The organism is Streptomyces sp. G-G2 (assembly GCF_030063135.1).
Classification (GTDB): Bacteria; Actinomycetota; Actinomycetes; order Streptomycetales; family Streptomycetaceae; genus Streptomyces.
The window spans coordinates 1-16,791 of record NZ_JASISO010000007.1 but is presented as its reverse complement, the minus strand read 5'-3'; the positions used below and the strand labels follow the sequence as shown (position 1 = coordinate 16,791).

Here is a 16,791-nt window from a genome sequence, read left to right as displayed (position 1 = left end):
GTTGAGTCAGAAGGAGGCCCCGACCATGCCTGCAGTGACTGTTGAGAACCCGTTGATGCTTCCGCGCGTCGCCGCGCCCCAGGCGGCCGCAGCGCGGCCCGTGCTGGCCGTCACGACCGCTCCCGGTGGGTTCGAGGGAGAGGGGTTCCCGGTGCGCCGCGCGTTCGCGGGGATCAACTACCAGCACCTCGACCCGTTCATCATGATGGACCAGATGGGTGAGGTGGAGTACGCGCCGGGCGAGCCCAAGGGCACGCCCTGGCACCCGCACCGCGGCTTCGAGACCGTCACCTACCTGATCGACGGAACCTTCGTCCACCAGGACAGCAACGGCGGCGGCGGAGTCATCAACGGCGGCGACACCCAGTGGATGACCGCCGGTTCGGGCCTCCTGCACATCGAGGCCCCGCCGGAGTCCCTCGTCGTGTCCGGCGGGCTGTTCCACGGCCTCCAGCTGTGGGTCAACCTCCCGGCCTCCGACAAGATGATGCCCCCGCGCTACCAGGACATCGGCGGCGGCCAGGTCCAGCTGCTCTCCACCCCCGACGGCGGCGCGCTGCTCCGCGTCATCGCCGGTGAGCTGGACGGACACCAGGGCCCGGGCATCACCCACACCCCGATCACGATGATCCACGCGACGGTCAGCCCGGGCGCGCAGATCACCCTCCCCTGGCGCGAGGACTTCAACGCCCTCGCCTACGTCATGGCCGGGCGCGGCAGCGTCGGAACCGACCGGCGGCCCGTGCACACCGGGCAGACGGCCGTCTTCGGCGAGGGCGGCTCGCTCACGGTGCGGGCGGACGAGGCCCAGGACTCCAACGCCCCGGACCTGGAGGTCGTACTCCTCGGCGGCCGTCCCATCCGGGAGCCGATGGCGCACTACGGGCCGTTCGTGATGAACAGCAAGCACGAGCTGCAGCAGGCCTTCGACGACTTCCAGGCCGGCCGGCTCGGTACGGTGCCGACGACGGAGCGGACCCGGTAGCACGCGCGCCGGGGGCGGGGCGGCCGGGGCTCCGCCCCGGACCCCGCGCCTCACACGCCGGCGGGGCTGGATGTTCCGGCGGGGCTGGAGGTGGAGCTGGCGTCGTCCTCCTTCGACTGCTCGTTCAGTTCGAACCAGATGGATTTGCCCTCGCCGCGGGGGTCGACGCCCCAGCTGTCGGCCAGCATCTCCATCAGGAGGACGCCGCGGCCGCTGGAGGCCATTTCGCCCGGCTGGCGTTTGTGGGGCGGCTCGTCGCTGGAGTCCGCGACCTCCACGCGCAGGCAGCGGCCGCCCGGTTCACCGACGGCCTCGGCCATGAGGAGCGCGTCGCCGTCCGTGTGCATCAGGACGTTCGTCACCATCTCCGACACCATCAGCACCGCCGAGTCCAACTGGTCCTCGTCCGCCCAGTCGTGGAGCAGCTCGCGGATCTGCTGCCGGGCGCCCGCGATGCGTTCCGGTTCGGCCTGCGCCACGGTCAGCATCGTGCGGCGGACCGGGCGGGCGGGGTGGGCCGAGGTGCCGCAGCCGCAGCCGGGGCCCTCGCGGCACAGCAGCACCAGGGCTATGTCGTCCTCGCGGCGGTCGGCGAGCGGGCCCGTGGTGTGGTGCGAGGACGGTCCGTGGACGGCGGAGACCAGCAGGTCGGCGAGTTTCTCCAGGCTCTCGGTGTCGTGCGTCTCGGATTCCAGGATGGCCCGCAGCCGGGCCCAGCCGGTGTCCAGGTCGTGGCCGCCGGTCTCGATCAGGCCGTCGGTGCACAGCAACATCGTCTCGCCCGGTTCCAGGGTGAACCGGGTCGTCGGATAGTCGGTGTCCGGGACGATCCCCAGCGGCAGACCGCCCGCGGTGGGGCGCATCAGCACCGTGCCGTCGGTCATCCGGATCGCCGGGTCGGGGTGGCCCGCCCGGGCCACCTCCAGCAGGCCGGTCTGCGGGTCGCACTCGACGTACAGGCAGGTCGCGAAGCGCGGGCTGAGGAAGTCCCCGTCGTCGTAGGCGTGCACCCCCGAGCCGTCGGCGGAGGCGGCGGAGTCCGAGGCCTCCTCGGTCGGGCACAGCCCGGCGAGGAAGCGGGAGGCCCGGGAGAGCACCGCGTCCGGCCGGTGGCCCTCGGAGGCGTAGGCCCGTACGGCGATCCGCAGCTGGCCCATCAGGCCCGCCGCGCGGACGTCGTGCCCCTGGACGTCCCCGATGACCAGGGCGAACCTCCCCGACGGCAGCGGGATCATGTCGTACCAGTCGCCGCCGACCTGGAGGCCGCCGCCGGTCGGGACGTAACGGGCGGCCAGGGTCATGCCCGGGATCTCGGGGCCCAGCTGGGGCATCATCGACCGCTGGAGACCGGTGGTGAGTTCCCGCTCGGATTCGGCCACCACGGCGCGCTGGAGGGCCTGCGCGAGCATCCGGGCCACCGTGGTGAGCACGGACCGCTCGTCGGGGGAGAAGTACACCGGGTGCTTGAAGGCGGCCATCCAGGCCCCCATGGTGCGCCCGGCGACGATCAGCGGGAGGAAGGCCCAGGAGATCCTGCCGAAGCGCTGGGCGAGCGGCCAGGTGGCCGGAAAGCGCCGTTTGTAGTCCTCGGGCGTGGGGAGATAGATCGCCCGGCCGGTGCGGACGACCTCCGCGGCCGGGTAATCGGTGTCCACCCGCATCTCCGCGAAGGGGTTCTCGTCCCCGACGTCGTGCCCGTGGTGCCCGATGAGCGACAGCCGGTCCCCGTCCACCCCGAAGACGGCCAGCCCGTCCGGACTGAACCCGGGCATCGACAGCGAGGCCGCCACCCGCAGCACCTCCGCCGTGGACCGGGCCTCGGCCAGCGCCCGGCCCGCGTCCAGCAGGAAGGCCTCGCGGGAGCGCCGCCAGTCGCCGGTGATGGGGGTGTGGACGGCCGTGGTGCCCGGCTGCGGCTCGGCGATCTCCTGGATCGTGCCGATCAGCTCGTAGTCGATCCGGCCGTCCGCGGCGACGTTCGGCAGCGGCTTGGAGCGGCTGCGTACGGTCCGCAGCACCCGCCCGTCCTCGTCCATGATCCGCAGCCGGGCCTCGGCCAGGGTGCCCTCGGCGACGGCGAGGTTCACGATCCCGTTGATCTCGTTCCAGTCCACCGGGTGGAACCGGGACCGCACGGCCACCTCGGGCAGGGTGACGCCCTCCGCGGGCAGCCCGAGCAGCCGGGCGGCCTCACCGTCGAGGGTGACCGTCCCGGAGGCGTTGTCCCAGCGCCACAGACCGGTCGCGATCGCCGCCAGGAGGTCCTCGGTGCGCATTGAGTCATCTTTACAGGTCGGGCCCCGGGGGTGCCCGTTCTGGCGGGCCTCCGGGCGCCCCCGGCCGGACGGTAACCTTGGGACGGTTGAATCCCACCCTGCTATCGCGAAGAACTGGATGAACGATGCATCGGTACAGGTCCCACAGCTGCGGCGAGCTCCGCGCCTCTGACGTCGGCTCCGACGTCCGGCTCAGCGGCTGGCTGCACAACCGTCGAGACCTGGGCGGCATCCTCTTCATCGATCTGCGCGACCACTACGGTCTGGTCCAGCTCGTCGCCCGCCCCGGCACCCAGGCGAACGAGGCGCTCTCCAGCGTCTCCAAGGAGTCCGTCGTCCGCATCGACGGCAAGGTCGTCTCGCGCGGCGCGGACAACGTCAACCCCGAGCTGGGCACCGGTGACATCGAGATCGAGGTCACCGAGGTCGAGCTGCTCGGCGCGGCCGGTCCGCTGCCCTTCACGATCAACACGGACGACGGGGTGAACGAGGAGCGGCGCCTGGAGTACCGCTTCCTCGACCTGCGCCGCGAGCGCATGCACCGCAACATCATGCTGCGCTCCGCCGTCATCGCCTCCATCCGCTCCAAGATGGTCAACCTCGGCTTCAACGAGATGGCGACCCCGATCCTCACCGCGACCTCCCCCGAGGGCGCCCGTGACTTCGTGGTGCCGTCCCGCCTGAACCCGGGCAAGTTCTACGCCCTGCCGCAGGCGCCGCAGCAGTTCAAGCAGCTGCTGATGATCTCCGGCTTCGACCGGTACTTCCAGATCGCGCCGTGCTTCCGCGACGAGGACGCCCGCGCCGACCGTTCGCCGGGCGAGTTCTACCAGCTCGACGTCGAGATGTCGTTCGTGGAGCAGGAAGACGTCTTCCAGCCCATCGAGAAGCTGATGACGGAGATCTTCACCGAGTTCGGCAAGGGCCGCCCGGTCACCTCGCCGTTCCCGCGGATCCCGTTCCGCGAGTCGATGGTGAAGTACGGCAACGACAAGCCCGACCTGCGCACCACGCTCGAACTGGTCGACATCACCGATGTCTTCGAGGCCTCCGAGTTCAAGGCGTTCGCGGGCAAGCACGTGCGCGCGCTGGCCGTCCCGGACACCGCCGCGCAGTCGCGCAAGTTCTTCGACGGCCTGGGCGAGTACGCGATCTCGCTCGGCGCCAAGGGCCTGGCCTGGGTCCGCGTCGGCGAGGACGGCGCCCTGACCGGCCCGATCGCCAAGTTCCTCACCGAGGAGAACGTCAAGGTCCTCACCGAGCGCCTCGGCCTCGCGGCGGGCCACGCGGTGTTCTTCGGCGCGGGCGAGTTCGACGAGGTCTCCAAGATCATGTCGGGCGTCCGGGTCGAGGCGGCCAAGCGGGCGGGCCAGTTCGAGGAGAACGTCTTCCGCTTCTGCTGGATCGTCGACTTCCCGATGTACGAGAAGGACGAGGAGACCGGCCGGATCGACTTCTCCCACAACCCCTTCTCCATGCCGCAGGGCGGCATGAAGGACCTGGAGGAGAAGGACCCGCTCGACATCCTGGCCTGGCAGTACGACATCGTCTGCAACGGCATCGAGCTGTCCTCCGGCGCCATCCGCAACCACGAGCCCGAGCTGATGCTGAAGGCCTTCGGCATCGCCGGTTACGAGGCCGAGACGGTCGAGCGGGAGTTCGCGGGCATGCTGAAGGCGTTCCGCCTCGGCGCCCCGCCGCACGGTGGCATCGCCCCGGGCGTCGACCGCATCGTGATGCTGCTGGCCGACGAGCCGAACATCCGCGAGACGATCGCCTTCCCGCTCAACGGCAACGCCCAGGACTTGATGATGGGCGCGCCGACGGTGCTGGAGGAGTCCCGTCTGCGCGAGCTGAACATCGCGCTGCGCAAGCCGGTGGAGACGAAGCAGGCCGCGGCTCCGGCCGCCGAGTAGTCGCCTTCCGCCTCCGCTGTACGAGGAAGCCCCCGCCGGATCATCGGATCCCGGCGGGGGCTTCCTCGTAGGCGGTGTGCGCCCTACAGGTGGTTCAGGATGCCCGTGAGGAGGGCGGCCGAGGTCAGCTCCTGCGGGGCGGGGCCCGCGTGGAAGAACCCGGCGTTCTCGGCGTCCAGCTTGCGCAGGAAGTCGAAGGCCTTGGCGTCGTGGTCACCGAAGGCCACGAACTGCCAGTGGATGTCGAGCGCGGCGGCCTCGGCGAGGGCCGCGCGGGCGGGGACGCGGTTGTCGGGGGCGCCGTCCGTCTGGAAGACGACCAGGGCGCGGCCCTCGCCGCCGTTCTTCTGGTAGTGCTCGACGACCTCTTCGACGGCGCGGTGGTAGCTGGTGCGGCCCATGCGTCCGAAGGCGGCGTGGCGGGCGGCGACCCAGCCCTCGTGCTCGTCGAGGGTGAGGTCGGCGGCGCCGTCGATGTCGGTGGAGAAGAAGACGGTGTGCACGGTGGCGGCCTCGTCGAGGTGCGCGGCGAGGGCGAGGACGTGGTCGGCCAGGTACTGGGCGCTGCCGTCCTTGTAGAACGGGCGCATGGAGCCGGAGCGGTCGAGCACCAGGTACACCGTGGCGCGGGTGCCGGTGGCGTCCTTGGCGCGCAGTGCCTGGGCGGCGGCCTTGTAGGCACCCCCGAGCGCGGGCGCCCGCCGCCGGACCTCGGCGGGGACCGGGAGGCCGGACTCGGCCTTGGCCGCCGTGAGGGGGGCGGGGTGCGCTTCCGCGTCGGCCGCGTGCGCGGCCAGGGGCTGCGCCTGCGGCGCGGGGTCCGCTGCCGCGAGGGGTGCGGGCTCGGCGGCCGGTTCGGCCTCCGGCGCCTCGACGGCTGCCGCGACCGGCTTGGGCGTTGCCGTTGCGGCGGCGGGTTCGGCCTCTGCCTCGGCGGTGACCGGTTCGGCCCGCGCGGGCTCCGTTGCCGCGACGGGTGCGACCTCGACGACCGGCTCGTCCTGCGCCTGCGGCGCGGGATCCGCGGACGTGGCGGGTTCGGTCTGCGCCTGCGGCGCCACCGCGTCGGCGGCGGGGGCCTCGACCTTGTCCTGCGCCTGCGGCGCGGGGTCCGCTGCCGCGAGGGGCGCGGCCTCGACGACCGGCTCGGCTTCCGCCTCGGGGGCGGCTTCAGCGACCGGCTCGTCCTGCGCCTGCGGCGCGACCACGTCGGCGGCGGGGGCCTCGACCTTGTCCAGCGCCTGCGGCGCGGGGTCCGCTGCCGCGTCGGCCGCGGGCTGGGCCGCCTCGGCGGCGACCGGCTTGGCTTCCGCTTCCGGCGTGACGGCCTCGGCGACCGGCTCGGCTTCCGCCTCGGCGGCGACCGGCTCGGCTTCCGCCTCGGCGGCGGCCGGTTCGGCTTCCGCCTCCGGTGCGACGGCCTCGACCTGTACCGCGTCGGCCTCGGCCTCCGGCGTGACGGTCTCGGCGACCGGCTCGGCATCCGCCTCGGCGGCGACCGGCTCGGCCTCCGCCTCCGGCGCGACGGCGTCGGCCGCCTGCGGGGTCGACGCCTCGGCGGGGAGGGGTTCCGGTTCCGTCGGGGCGGAAGGGTGGCGGCGGGCTTCCGGGACCGTGGGGTCGGCGGTGGGGGGCGGGGTCGGGGCGGTCAGGACCGTGCCGCCGCCGTCGCGCGCGGTGGACTGCGGGGGGACCGTAGGGCTGTCGAAGGACGCCGCCACCAGTTCCGCCGCCGCGTCCAGGGGGGTGCGTTCGGCCCCCTGGGAGGGGACGGCGGCCTGCGGGACGGCGGCGGTGGTGTCCGCCGAGGCCTCCAGGGCCGGTTCCGGGGAACGGCCGAAAACCTTGCGGAACAAGCTCCGAATACCCATGGGCGAGGCCTTTCACATGAGTGCGTGCGTCATTTGTCCGTGCTGTGGGGAAGATCCCTGCCCAGAGTGGACACGTAAGGTTATCGGCCCCGTGGCTGGAACCTCGGCAGGGGCACCCTTCGCGTGGCCCACCGCCTCCGCACGTCCCCCCACCAGGGGGAACTACGCTGCCCCCGGCTCCGGTTCACGTGTTGTTCATCCGCCGGCCGCCCGGCCGGTCAACTGCCCGGCGTCAGCTTTCCGATGGGAAGCCGCAGCGTCGTCACCGCGCCCCCGTCCGGCGCGTTGGCGAAGTCGAGAGCGATCTCCAGCACCGCGGCCTGGCCCAGCACGATGGTCAGGCCCAGCCCGTGCCCCCGGCCCCGCCCCGGATCGCCGGTACGGAACCGCTGCGGGCCCTGCTCGATCAGCTCGGCCGGATAGCCCGGCCCGTGATCGCGTACGACGACCAGCGGACCCTCGACCGTGATCTCCACCGGCGGCCGCCCGTGCTTGGCGGCGTTGACCAGCAGGTTGGCCATGATCCGGTCGAGGCGCCGCCGGTCGGTCAGCACCACCGCGTCCCGAACCACCCGCACCGAGGCGGGCACGCGCGTCCCGGTGACGATCCGCTCGACCGCCCGGCCGAGTTCGACCCGGGCCAGGTCGGCCCGTTCGACGCCCGAGTCCAGCCGGGAGATCTCCAGCAGGTCCTCGGTGAGCAGGTGCAGCGCCTTCAGCCGGTCGTTGATCATCTCCTTGGGGCGGCCGTCGGGCAGCAGCGAGGCCGCCGCCAGCGATCCCGTCAGCGGGGTGCGCAACTCGTGGGCGACGTCCGCGGTGAACCGTTTCTCCGCCTCCAGCCGCCCCTGGAGCGATCCGGCCATCGAGTCCAGCGCGACGGCCAGGTCCCGCACTTCGTCCCGGTAGTGGGTCCGCCCCGCCGCCAGGCCGACCCGCGCGTCCAGGTCCCCGGCGCTGATCCGGCGGGCGACGGCGGCCGTCCTGACCAGCCTGCGGCTGATCCGGTCGGCGAGGAACAGCCCGGCCAGCGCCACCAGTCCGGCCGCGATCGCGCACGAGGCGAGGATCGCGGTGTCGATGTCGCGCAGCCGGGCGCGCGTGCCCTCGTACGGCTGCCAGACCGCTAGCGCGCTGTGGTCGGCGGGCCCGGCGGCCCACATGACGGGTGCGCCGTCGCGGGCGCCGACCATGCTGCCGGTCTCGCCGCGCGCAGCCAGCGCGCGCAGTTCCGGGGGCAGCCCGGCGGGGTCCAGCGCGGCGTTCCCGTCGCCGTACCCGGTGCCGTACTGGTAGTTGCCGAGGGCCTCGTCGAGGTCCCGGTCCACGTCCTTGCGGACCTCGCCGGTGATCTGCCGGGCCACGACGTCGTGCACCAGGATCCCGAGCACCGCGGCCACCGCGCAGCACACGGCGGTGGTGGTGAGCGCGATCTTCCAGCGCAGGCTGCTCGTCACGCGCACCGCGGGCCGCCCCTCACGAACCGGCGCCCGAGCAGCGGCTGCCGGAGTCCTTGCGGGCGGGGCAGTCGTCGAGGGTCAGCCGGCTCAGGCTCATCATCCCGGCGGCGGGCTCCCACACGTAGTCGGAGACGGCGACGTACTTCGGGTCGGACGTGGGCTCGCGGACCGCCAGGTGCTCGGCGGCGACCTCGACGCCCTCCAGGACCCCGCGCCGGGACAGGACGCGGGCGATCCGGCCGTCGTCCTGGACGGTGTAGACCCGCAGTTCGCTGAGCCTGCCGTCGATGTCGAGGGCGGCGATCAGCTCCTGCTTGCCGTTCCCCGTGAGGTCGTGCAGGACGCCCGGCCGGAGCGGGCAGTCCGGGCCGCCGCCCGCCTCCCGCGTGCACAGCGCGAGCCGCCGCACGGCCCTGGGGTCCACCAGGCGTCCGGTGCCGCCGTCCTGCCGGGCGGCGGCTGTGAGGTCGGCCCGTACGACGGCCAGCGCGTCCACCCCCCGCATGTCCCGGCCGGGGACCGGCGCCAGCCCCGGCACGACGGCGGCCTTCCCCGGGGTCTGCCCGGCCTCGGGCGGGGCGGGCCGGTGGTCCTTCCACAGGGCCGACGGGGCGTGTACGACGCCCAGGGCGCCCCGGCTGCGCAGCCCCCCGGCTTCGGCGCACCCGGCCGTGACCGCCAGCAGGGCGGCGAGGACCGGCAGGGCGCAGGCGCGCGGGCTCCGCATACCCCGATGCTCCCCCGCCGCCCGCGCCCCGGCCCGCGCGCGGAGCCATCCGGGTTGTCCCGCCGGATCCCTACGGCGCGGGGGTGGCGATGCCCCGGGCGGCCGCGAGTTCCTGGTGGACCGGCGAGAGCACCGAGGTCTCCGGTGGTCCGGCGAGCTGCCGGCCGCGGGCCCGGAGCGGGACGCGGGAGGTGCGTACGTCCTCGGCCAGGGCGCGCAGCCCCGCGGTGACGGCCGCGACCTCCTCCGGACGCGGGTGCTCCGCGCCGTGGTTGACCCGGACCCGGGCGGCGGTGGTGGCGTCCACGATCCGTTCGACGGCCACCACCAGCGGCCACCAGGCGGCGGCCCGGGCCCCGGCGGGCGGCGGTTCGGTCAGCGCCCGCTGGAACTCGCTGCGCACCCCCGAGAGCTCCCGGTAGATCCGGCGGCGGGCCTGGAGCCGGGCGGTGCGGGCCGCGCTCAGCCCGGCCTCGGTGTCCTCGTACGGCCCGAAGGCCCGCTCGACGTAGCGCGCGGCGTCGTCCACGGTGTCGGCGAGCCGGTCGCCGATGCGGGTGTGCCAGCTCTCCGGCCACAGCAGGTAGCCCGCGAGCAGGGTGATGGCGCAGCCGATCAGGCTGTCCAGCAGCCGGGGCCGGATCAGGTCGAAGCCCTGGTGGTTGAGCATGTCCGACAGCAGCAGGATCACCGGGGTGATCGCGGCGGTCTGGAAGGCGTACCCCTTGGCGGAGAAGGCCGGGATCAGCGCGGCGAGCACCACCATCACCGGTACGTCCCACCAGCCGCGCGGCACCTCGGCGAGCACGGCGGCGGCCACGACCAGGCCGCCCGCGGTGCCCAGCGCGCGCATCACGGCCCGCGAGAACACCGAGCCGAAGTCGGGCTTGAGGACGAAGGTGACGGTCAGGGCCACCCAGTACGAGCGCTCGATCTCCACCACCGACACCAGCGCCTGGGCCAGCCCGATGCACAGCGCGAGCCGCAGCCCGTACCGCCAGGAGGCGCCGGACAGCATCATGTCCCGCACCGCGCGCCGGGCCCGGACACCCAGCGCGGCGGGCCGACCGAGCCGGTCGTCCACATTGTTCAGGTCCGGTTCGGGCAGGTGCACGATGGTGGCCGCGTGGCGCAGGGCGGCGTCGATGGCCCGTTCGGACTGGCCGTGCGGCTCGGGCAGGTCCGGTACGAAGGTCCCGGTGCGGCCCTCTTCGACGGCCGCGGCGAGTTCCCGTACGGCCGCCGGGATCTGCGGGGGCAGCGGCCGGCCGCGCAGGTGCGCGGCGGGCGCGGCCTCCACCAGCGGGATGACCACATTGAGCTGCGCCAGCATCCGCACCAGGGACGTGCTGCGGCCGTGCACCCGGGCCCGCCGTCCGAGCACCAGGTCGTAGGCCTGGTCGAGGGTGTGGGTGACCTTCTGGCGCCGCTCGTCATAGGCGTGGCCCGGGCCGCCCGCGGTCTCCAGCAGGTCGGCGAGCGCGCGGTAGGTGGCGCCCACGGCGGCCCGCTCCGGGCCCCGCCCGCGCAGCGGCCAGCCCAGCAGGGTCAGCAGGAGGACGAACAGCCCGCCCGCGCTGAGCAGGAGCGGCGCCGTCCACCACGGCTCGGGCATCGGCAGCCCGGCCCCGACCACGGCGTTGAGCAGGAGCAGCAGCCCGGACACGGAGGCGACCGTACCGATGGAGGAGATCATTCCGGAGATCAGCGCGACCAGGGTGAGCACCCCGACGGCGAGCCAGCCGTGCCCGAACACCAGGGTGCCCACGGCCACTCCGACCGCGCCGAACAGCTGCGGTACGGCGATGTTGAGGACGCGCATCCGGTAGGCGTCGGCGGTGTCGCCGATCACCCCCGACAGGGCCCCCATCGAGACCAGCGCCCCGTACTCCGGCTCGCCGACCGCGAATCCGGCCGCGAGCGGCGCCGCCATCGCCACGCCCGCGCGCGCCACGGCGGCCCAGGGGATCGGCGCGGCGCTCGGCCGCAGCCCCTTGAGCAGCCACTCGGGAGGGGCGAGGGGGTGCTGCCCGGCCCGCCCGGACCGTATTTGTTCGCTGCCCATGCCGCTTCCGTACCGCCCCTCGCGAATCGGTTCTTCTGGGGCCTTCTGGGGACGTTGTGTACGAGTCCGAGCTTATGGGGTCCGGCGCGGCCGCCCGGTCAGCCAGGCGGCCAGGACGACCGCGAGTCCCAGGGCGAGCACCACCCACGTGGTGGTCCGCAGGAAGGCGGTGAGGGCGTCGTAGACCGCTCCGGCGGCCGGCCGGTCGACGTCGGGCGGCAGGTCGTCCAGGGTGAGGCCGCGGCAGATCTCCACGGCGATCCAGAGCAGTCCGGCCCCGACCGCGAGCCCCGCCCCGGTGGCGATCAGGGCGCGCCGCCGCCGGGCGGCGACGGCGACGGCCAGGACGGCGAGGACCAGGGTGAGCAGGGGCAGCCAGACGCCCGCGATCTGGAGCATGTGGAATCCCCTCCGGAGGGCGCCGAGGTTGTCGTACTCCATCACCTTGACGGTGACGTGGGAGACCGGGATCCGGTCGGCCAGGGGCACGCCGTCGCCGACGAGTTCCCCCTTGACCTGCTCGATGATCGGCGCGAGGTCGAGGGTCAGGGCGTCGCCGTGACCGGTGTTCAGGGCCCGCAGGAACGCGGCGTGCGCGGCGCGGTTGGCCGCGTCCCAGGCGGTCCGGTAGGCGGGGGTGCCGGTGAAGGAGCGCAGGGCCTCGTCGAGGAGGCTCTCCACCCCGCCCTGGAGGGGGCCCGCGTCGATCTGCCCGGCCAGTGCGCGTGACGCCTGGGTGACGACGACGTGCTGTACGGCCGGGTTCCCGGCGAGGGGGGACATGGCGGCGGTGTAGCGGTCGGCGTCGCCCAGCTCGTGGTCGGCCCAGTACGCGACGGCGCTCGCGGGCACGAGGAGGGCCACGAGCACGACCAGTACCGCCGAGAGGAAGGTGCGCACGTCACCAGGGAAAGCCAGGCGGGGGCGCGGACGCCAGTGGGACTGCTGCGCACGGGTGGACACCGCTGCCCGCTGTCACCCGGGGGCGGGACGTCCCCGGTCCCGCCGGGGCCGGGCGCGGAGCTTGATCCACTTGCCCGGAGGGGGCGCCGGGTGTGCCCTTGAGGGTGAGGACGCGGGACCCGCTCCCGCCCCCTGCCACCCCGACCCCAGAGTAGGGAGCCCGGTCATGGCACATGCGGCACCCAGCGCCCGCGCGCGGTACGCGGCGGAACTCAAGCACACCAGCAAGGCGGCCCTGGCCCTGCCCCTGGTCCTCGGCCTGATCTACGGGGTCTACGCGGCCTTCATGAAACGGCAGATGGGCCCGGTCGACGCGGGCAACGTCTTCTACGGCATCCTGTGCGGCGCCCTCTTCGCGGCCTGCCTGATCGCGCTCGCGCGGTTCGGCCCGCGGCTGCCGAGGGAGGCCCGCGCGGCGGCGTACGGCATCTTCGCGGCCCTCGCGATGGGCTACCTCTACAGCCTCACCGACCACACCGTGCTGCTGTCGAGCGGGATCGCGCTGGCGGTCGGGGCGGGCGTGGCGATCGTGGCCTTCTACCGGTACTACACGCGGGAGCCCTGACGCCCTTCCGGCCGACCTGATCGCGGCCCTACGGCCGAGGCGGGCCCCGGCGCCGCTGTCGCGGACCGGCAGGGCGCCGGTTCCCGTGACCGGTGGTCGAACCTCACGTGACCACTCCCCGTTGCCGAGGGCGCGGGAACCGGCGTTCCTCACCAGGTACTACGGCTGCTCGCCCGGCGGGACCTCGCCCGGGGCGCCGGGCTCCGCGGACGCGGAAGCCGGAGCGGGTGCCTGGACCGGAGCGGGCGCCGGGGCCGGGGCGGTGAAGCGGGCCGCTTCCGCGCGCAGCATGGCGTTCAGGGCCGCGTAGGGGTCGATGGGCATGCGGGATCCTCACGGTGGTGACGGGGTGTGGGGGTGCGCTGTCCGGCCGTCTCCCGGCGAGATCAGGAAGAACCGGCCTCGGCCCGCTCAGCAGCGCAGGACCACACTCCGGGCCGCCCGCTCCGCGGCGGGCCCGTGTTCCGCCGCCGATGGCCCGCGCGGGAGCGCGAGCGCCCGGGGCGACGCGCTCACCGGGGTCCCCGGCGAGGGGGCGCGGCGCGGGGCGATCGCCCGCGCGCAGGACCGGGCCGCCGACCGTCCTTCCGGGTCGGCGCCGCCCGGGTCGGACTCCGCGGGCTCGGCCCCGCCGGCGGGGCGCGGCGCGGCGGTGGCGGCGGGGCCGGGAACGGCGGCGGCCACGGCGGCCGGACCGGCGCCGAAGGCGCAGAGCAGCACGACGCAGGCCACCATCAGGGCCTTCGCCGCCACCCACCGCGCGTACCGCGCCCTCGTCCGGGTCCCGCTCATGTCGGGGATGTGCCCCGACATGAGCGGGTCCGCCCGTTCCGGGCCGCAGAAGCCCTCGATCGGGGGACGCGGGGCCCCCTCAAGGATCACCGGGTGCTGGTCACCGGTCACCGGTCACCGGGTGCGGCGGGTTCCGGTCAGGTGGGCGTGGACGGTGGTCTCCCCGGTGACCACGCGCAGTTCGGCGCCTTTGCCCGTACCGAGGGCCCGGGGGGTGCCGACGTGGTCGATCGTGAACACGGCCGTACGTCCGTCCGCGCGCGGGATCTCGATCGTCCGCCCCTTGCGCAGCGTGGCCAGCCGCAGCGTCGCGCTCTCCCCGGAGACCACGGCCGTACCGGCGGCGCCCGGCGTGGGGCTGTCCACGTCCCAGCCGACCGCGTTGCCCGCGGAACCGGCGCTGAGCGGGACGTCCACCCCGAGGTCGGGGATGCGCAGCCGCAGCGGCCGGGCCGCCGCCAGCGGGACGGAGCCCGCCCGGCTCGCGCCCTTGCGGGGGGAGTGCGCGGGCCCGTGGCCGGAGTGCTCCGAGCGCCCGTCCTCCAGCTGCTCGACGAGCCTGCGGTGGCCGGAGAGGCCGAGGGCGCGGGAGGGGAAGCCTTCGGCCGGGGCCTTGGCGGGGGTCCCGGGGTCGCCGTCGGCGCCGCTCGTGTTCCGCAGCAACAGCAGTCCGGTGCACAGCAGAGCCACCGTCAGTCCGCCGGCAATCCACTTCGGGCGGTGCATGGCAGTCCCTCCAGAGTCCGGCCGGGGCGGGGGCGGCCGGGTCGTCCAGTGAGCAGAGGCCCCCCGTCTGACTGTCAGTACCGTGTGAACGACCCGGTGCTGATGAGGTGTCAGGGGCGTGTCGGCTCGCCGGGAGGGCGTCTTCGCAGCTCGCGGGCGGTGCGGAGGGGGCGGGGAGTCGGAGGCGTACGTACCGCCGAACGGGTGACGACGGGGACGCGTCCGGGCGGTGCGGGCCGGTGCGGGGCCGGCGGGGCGGTGCGGGGGCGGCCGGGTGGTGCGGGGCCGGCCGGGTGGTGCGGGGCCGGCGGGGCGGTGCGCCGTCAGGTGAGGACCGACGCCACCGCCGCCGCGCCCAGGAGCGCGGCGGCGAGGTGGACCGCCGGATGGCCGTAGTCGCCGTACCAGAGGTGCCGGGCCAGGCCGCCGAGCGCGGCCAGGGCGGTGATGACGCCGATCTGGGCCACCAGTGTCACCGTGGAGAACTGGGCCACGACCAGCAGCGGGATGTTGACCCAGAAGGGCGCCGTACCCGTCCAGCCGGTCCAGCCGGTCCAGCCCTGCCAACGCCATGTCGCCGTTCGCATGCCGGAGCCCTCCGTCGGTGACGACCGAGGCGATCGGACGATCAACTCGTAGGCTGAACAGCTTCCTTCCGTCCGGGGGAGGGGACAAGCAGGCGTTCGGCAAGAACGCCGAAGCCGAGGCCGAAAACCGCCCACAGCGTCGCCTGGATGGCGAGCGAGGCCAGCCGGAACTGCCAGATGAGGCCCGCCGGGAAGTCGGCGGGCACCTCGTAGACGGAGGGCAGGAACTCGTACGCGACACCGATCGCCACCACGAACGCCGCGATCGCGATCAGGCTCGCGTCCCAGTTGCCCCGCGACGGCGCCAGGCGCCGTCCCAGGATCGTGGCCGCCGCCGCGAGCAGCACGCTGAGCGCGATCATCAGCAGGTAGAGGGTGGTCCGCTTCACCACGGTGTCGGGGTCGCCGACGGCGGGCGGATTGGCCGGGTACTTCAGGAACGGCACCAGCGTGACGGTGAGGAACAGCCCGCCCGCCACCAGCGCCGCGGTCACCCGGGGGGTGAAGCGGCCGATGCGTCCCAGCGCGAAGCAGAAGACGAGCGCGGCGATGCCGCCGAGCGCGACCGAGAAGAGCAGCACACCGGTTCCGAGCCCCGCGGTGGACTGCAGGGCCCGGCTGACCGGGGCCATCTCGGCATGGTCGTGACCGGCGTTCGCGGCCTCTTCGATGGCGATCGACGCGTCCACCTCGGACTCACCCAGGAGGTACGCGACGAGGAAGGCCGCGACACCGGCCACCAGGCCGGCGAGCATGCCCCGGATCAACAGGGCACGGACGGATATGGAGTTCATTGGTTCGGTTCCCTTTGCCGCGGTGGAGATCAGTGGCAGGGGAAACCAAGGAGGTGGCGGCCGTCGTGCATCCACTCGTGGATGGTGTCGCCCTGGAAGACCGCGGTGGCGCCCTGCTCGGCGCCGACGAAGTAGAGCAGGACGAGCATCAGGATGCCGACGAACAGGGCCCAGGGGGCCAGTTCCTTGAGCGAGATGGGCGAAACGGCGGCGGGAGCCGTCGTGGGCACGGCGGAGTGGGCCATGGCAGAACCTCCAGGGGGAACACGCGTCCCGGTCAGTGGTGCTCTTGACGAAGGTGGCGGGTCTGACTTACCTCCCTCGCGGGAGGATTCACAGTGGCGCGACCGTGCCGGATTCTCACCGGTACTTCCGTCATACCGTCGTCATGTCGTCCGAGACCGTACCGCGCGGGCAGCGTGAACACCACGGCGTGTGGCCGCTGTCTCACGCCCCGGGCGTGCGCTCTACCCTCGCCCCATGCCCTCCGCCGCGTCCGTACGCCTGCTCCTGGTCACTCCCGCGCTGGACCCCGACGTCCCTCAGGGGCGGTTCCACCCGGGCCCGGACTGTCCCGGGCAGCCGGGCCTGCGCGGCCCGGATTTCGGGGCGTGGACCGGCCGGGCCCTGGACGAGGTGGCCGCCGAGGACCCGGCGGGCGTGCGGAGCTGGCTCGCGGATCCGGCGTACGCGCCCCCCGGCGGCGAGTCGTTGGCCGCGCTGACCGCCCGGGTCGGGGCGGCCCTGGCCGCGCTGGACCCGGGCCGCCACCGCTTCGCCGTCGGGCAGGCCGTCGTCCGCGCGGCCGTGGTGCACGCGCTGGAGCTGCCGCACGCCGCCTTCTGGCGCCTCGACGTACGACCGGGGACGCTCACCGAGCTGACCGGCCGCTCCGGCCGCTGGAACCTGCGCGTGGGCCGGGACGTACCGCAGGCGTCCTAGATGAATGAGTCCAAGGGATGACCTGCGGACATAGGACGAGGGCATCCAGAGTCTGTGTGTGAAGACCGACTTGGACACCCTCGCCACAGCACTCTATGCCCGGATCGACGACGAGTTGAAGG

At 73.9% G+C, this 16,791-nt stretch carries 16 protein-coding genes; 4 read left to right on the top strand and 12 right to left on the bottom strand.

Annotated features, from left to right (window positions below; all coding sequences use genetic code 11):
• Positions 1 to 25: 25 nt before the first annotated feature.
• A complete protein-coding gene (locus tag QMF80_RS07665; protein WP_283450840.1) occupies positions 26 to 985 on the top strand; it encodes a pirin family protein in 960 nt (319 codons plus the stop codon).
• A 50-nt stretch (positions 986 to 1,035) separates the two neighbouring features.
• Here the strand turns inward: QMF80_RS07665 and QMF80_RS07660 are convergent, their stop codons facing one another.
• Positions 1,036 to 3,261, bottom strand: coding sequence for a SpoIIE family protein phosphatase (locus QMF80_RS07660; RefSeq protein WP_283450838.1), 2,226 nt, complete (start codon positions 3,259 to 3,261; stop codon positions 1,036 to 1,038).
• A 125-nt stretch (positions 3,262 to 3,386) separates the two neighbouring features.
• On the opposite strand from QMF80_RS07660, the gene aspS reads away from it, so the two are divergent.
• A complete protein-coding gene (gene aspS / locus QMF80_RS07655; protein ID WP_283450836.1) occupies positions 3,387 to 5,177 on the top strand; it encodes an aspartate--tRNA ligase in 1,791 nt (596 codons plus the stop codon).
• Between the two features lie 83 nt (positions 5,178 to 5,260).
• Here aspS and QMF80_RS07650 read toward each other — a convergent pair whose 3' ends face one another.
• The 5 genes from QMF80_RS07650 to QMF80_RS07630 all read right to left on the bottom strand — a co-directional run bounded on the left by QMF80_RS07650 (position 5,261) and on the right by QMF80_RS07630 (position 12,200).
• A complete protein-coding gene (locus QMF80_RS07650; RefSeq protein WP_283450834.1) occupies positions 5,261 to 7,033 on the bottom strand; it encodes a VWA domain-containing protein in 1,773 nt (590 codons plus the stop codon).
• Positions 7,034 to 7,266: 233 nt separating this feature from the next.
• Positions 7,267 to 8,511, bottom strand: a complete 1,245-nt coding sequence (locus QMF80_RS07645) for a sensor histidine kinase (protein ID WP_283450833.1) — start codon at positions 8,509 to 8,511, stop codon at positions 7,267 to 7,269.
• Positions 8,512 to 8,524: 13 nt separating this feature from the next.
• Positions 8,525 to 9,235 (bottom strand): hypothetical protein, encoded by a 711-nt coding sequence (locus QMF80_RS07640; protein ID WP_283450830.1) that lies wholly within the window; start codon positions 9,233 to 9,235, stop codon positions 8,525 to 8,527.
• A gap of 70 nt (positions 9,236 to 9,305) precedes the next feature.
• Complete coding sequence (locus QMF80_RS07635) at positions 9,306 to 11,300, bottom strand: FUSC family protein (RefSeq protein WP_283450828.1); 1,995 nt, start codon at positions 11,298 to 11,300, stop codon at positions 9,306 to 9,308.
• A gap of 72 nt (positions 11,301 to 11,372) precedes the next feature.
• The gene (locus tag QMF80_RS07630; RefSeq protein ID WP_283450826.1) at positions 11,373 to 12,200 is read right to left on the bottom strand and encodes a hypothetical protein; all 828 of its coding nucleotides are present in this window, start codon (positions 12,198 to 12,200) and stop codon (positions 11,373 to 11,375) included.
• A 229-nt stretch (positions 12,201 to 12,429) separates the two neighbouring features.
• Here QMF80_RS07630 and QMF80_RS07625 point away from each other — a divergent pair, with 229 nt between their 5' ends.
• Positions 12,430 to 12,828, top strand: a complete 399-nt coding sequence (locus QMF80_RS07625; protein ID WP_283450824.1) for a hypothetical protein — start codon at positions 12,430 to 12,432, stop codon at positions 12,826 to 12,828.
• A 159-nt stretch (positions 12,829 to 12,987) separates the two neighbouring features.
• Here the strand turns inward: QMF80_RS07625 and QMF80_RS07620 are convergent, their stop codons facing one another.
• The 6 genes from QMF80_RS07620 to QMF80_RS07595 all read right to left on the bottom strand — a co-directional run bounded on the left by QMF80_RS07620 (position 12,988) and on the right by QMF80_RS07595 (position 15,972).
• Complete coding sequence (locus QMF80_RS07620; RefSeq protein WP_283450823.1) at positions 12,988 to 13,152, bottom strand: hypothetical protein; 165 nt, start codon at positions 13,150 to 13,152, stop codon at positions 12,988 to 12,990.
• An 87-nt stretch (positions 13,153 to 13,239) separates the two neighbouring features.
• Positions 13,240 to 13,731: a hypothetical protein gene (locus QMF80_RS07615; RefSeq protein WP_283450822.1), complete on the bottom strand. Its 492-nt coding sequence runs from the start codon at positions 13,729 to 13,731 to the stop codon at positions 13,240 to 13,242.
• 3 nt (positions 13,732 to 13,734) lie between these two features.
• Positions 13,735 to 14,346 (bottom strand): class F sortase, encoded by a 612-nt coding sequence (locus QMF80_RS07610; RefSeq protein ID WP_283450821.1) that lies wholly within the window; start codon positions 14,344 to 14,346, stop codon positions 13,735 to 13,737.
• 323 nt (positions 14,347 to 14,669) lie between these two features.
• Complete coding sequence (locus tag QMF80_RS07605) at positions 14,670 to 14,933, bottom strand: hypothetical protein (RefSeq protein ID WP_283450820.1); 264 nt, start codon at positions 14,931 to 14,933, stop codon at positions 14,670 to 14,672.
• A gap of 41 nt (positions 14,934 to 14,974) precedes the next feature.
• On the bottom strand, positions 14,975 to 15,727 hold the full coding sequence (locus tag QMF80_RS07600) for a CbtA family protein (protein ID WP_283450818.1): 753 nt from the start codon (positions 15,725 to 15,727) through the stop codon (positions 14,975 to 14,977).
• Between the two features lie 29 nt (positions 15,728 to 15,756).
• Positions 15,757 to 15,972, bottom strand: coding sequence for a CbtB domain-containing protein (locus QMF80_RS07595; RefSeq protein WP_283450817.1), 216 nt, complete (start codon positions 15,970 to 15,972; stop codon positions 15,757 to 15,759).
• 235 nt (positions 15,973 to 16,207) lie between these two features.
• Between QMF80_RS07595 and QMF80_RS07590 the strand changes: the two genes are divergently transcribed.
• Complete coding sequence (locus QMF80_RS07590) at positions 16,208 to 16,669, top strand: histidine phosphatase family protein (RefSeq protein WP_283450815.1); 462 nt, start codon at positions 16,208 to 16,210, stop codon at positions 16,667 to 16,669.
• The last annotated feature ends 122 nt before the right edge of the window (positions 16,670 to 16,791 follow it).

Coding starts and splice junctions, on each gene's coding strand:
- QMF80_RS07625 (WP_283450824.1), top strand. CDS start 12,430: ATGGCACATGCGGCACCCAGCGCCCGCGCGCGGTACGCGGCGGAACTC.
- QMF80_RS07595 (WP_283450817.1), bottom strand. CDS start 15,972: ATGGCCCACTCCGCCGTGCCCACGACGGCTCCCGCCGCCGTTTCGCCC.
- QMF80_RS07590 (WP_283450815.1), top strand. CDS start 16,208: ATGCCCTCCGCCGCGTCCGTACGCCTGCTCCTGGTCACTCCCGCGCTG.
- QMF80_RS07600 (WP_283450818.1), bottom strand. CDS start 15,727: ATGAACTCCATATCCGTCCGTGCCCTGTTGATCCGGGGCATGCTCGCC.
- QMF80_RS07665 (WP_283450840.1), top strand. CDS start 26: ATGCCTGCAGTGACTGTTGAGAACCCGTTGATGCTTCCGCGCGTCGCC.
- QMF80_RS07610 (WP_283450821.1), bottom strand. CDS start 14,346: ATGCACCGCCCGAAGTGGATTGCCGGCGGACTGACGGTGGCTCTGCTG.
- aspS (WP_283450836.1), top strand. CDS start 3,387: ATGCATCGGTACAGGTCCCACAGCTGCGGCGAGCTCCGCGCCTCTGAC.
- QMF80_RS07640 (WP_283450830.1), bottom strand. CDS start 9,235: ATGCGGAGCCCGCGCGCCTGCGCCCTGCCGGTCCTCGCCGCCCTGCTG.
- QMF80_RS07635 (WP_283450828.1), bottom strand. CDS start 11,300: ATGGGCAGCGAACAAATACGGTCCGGGCGGGCCGGGCAGCACCCCCTC.
- QMF80_RS07605 (WP_283450820.1), bottom strand. CDS start 14,933: ATGCGAACGGCGACATGGCGTTGGCAGGGCTGGACCGGCTGGACCGGC.
- QMF80_RS07620 (WP_283450823.1), bottom strand. CDS start 13,152: ATGCCCATCGACCCCTACGCGGCCCTGAACGCCATGCTGCGCGCGGAA.
- QMF80_RS07660 (WP_283450838.1), bottom strand. CDS start 3,261: ATGCGCACCGAGGACCTCCTGGCGGCGATCGCGACCGGTCTGTGGCGC.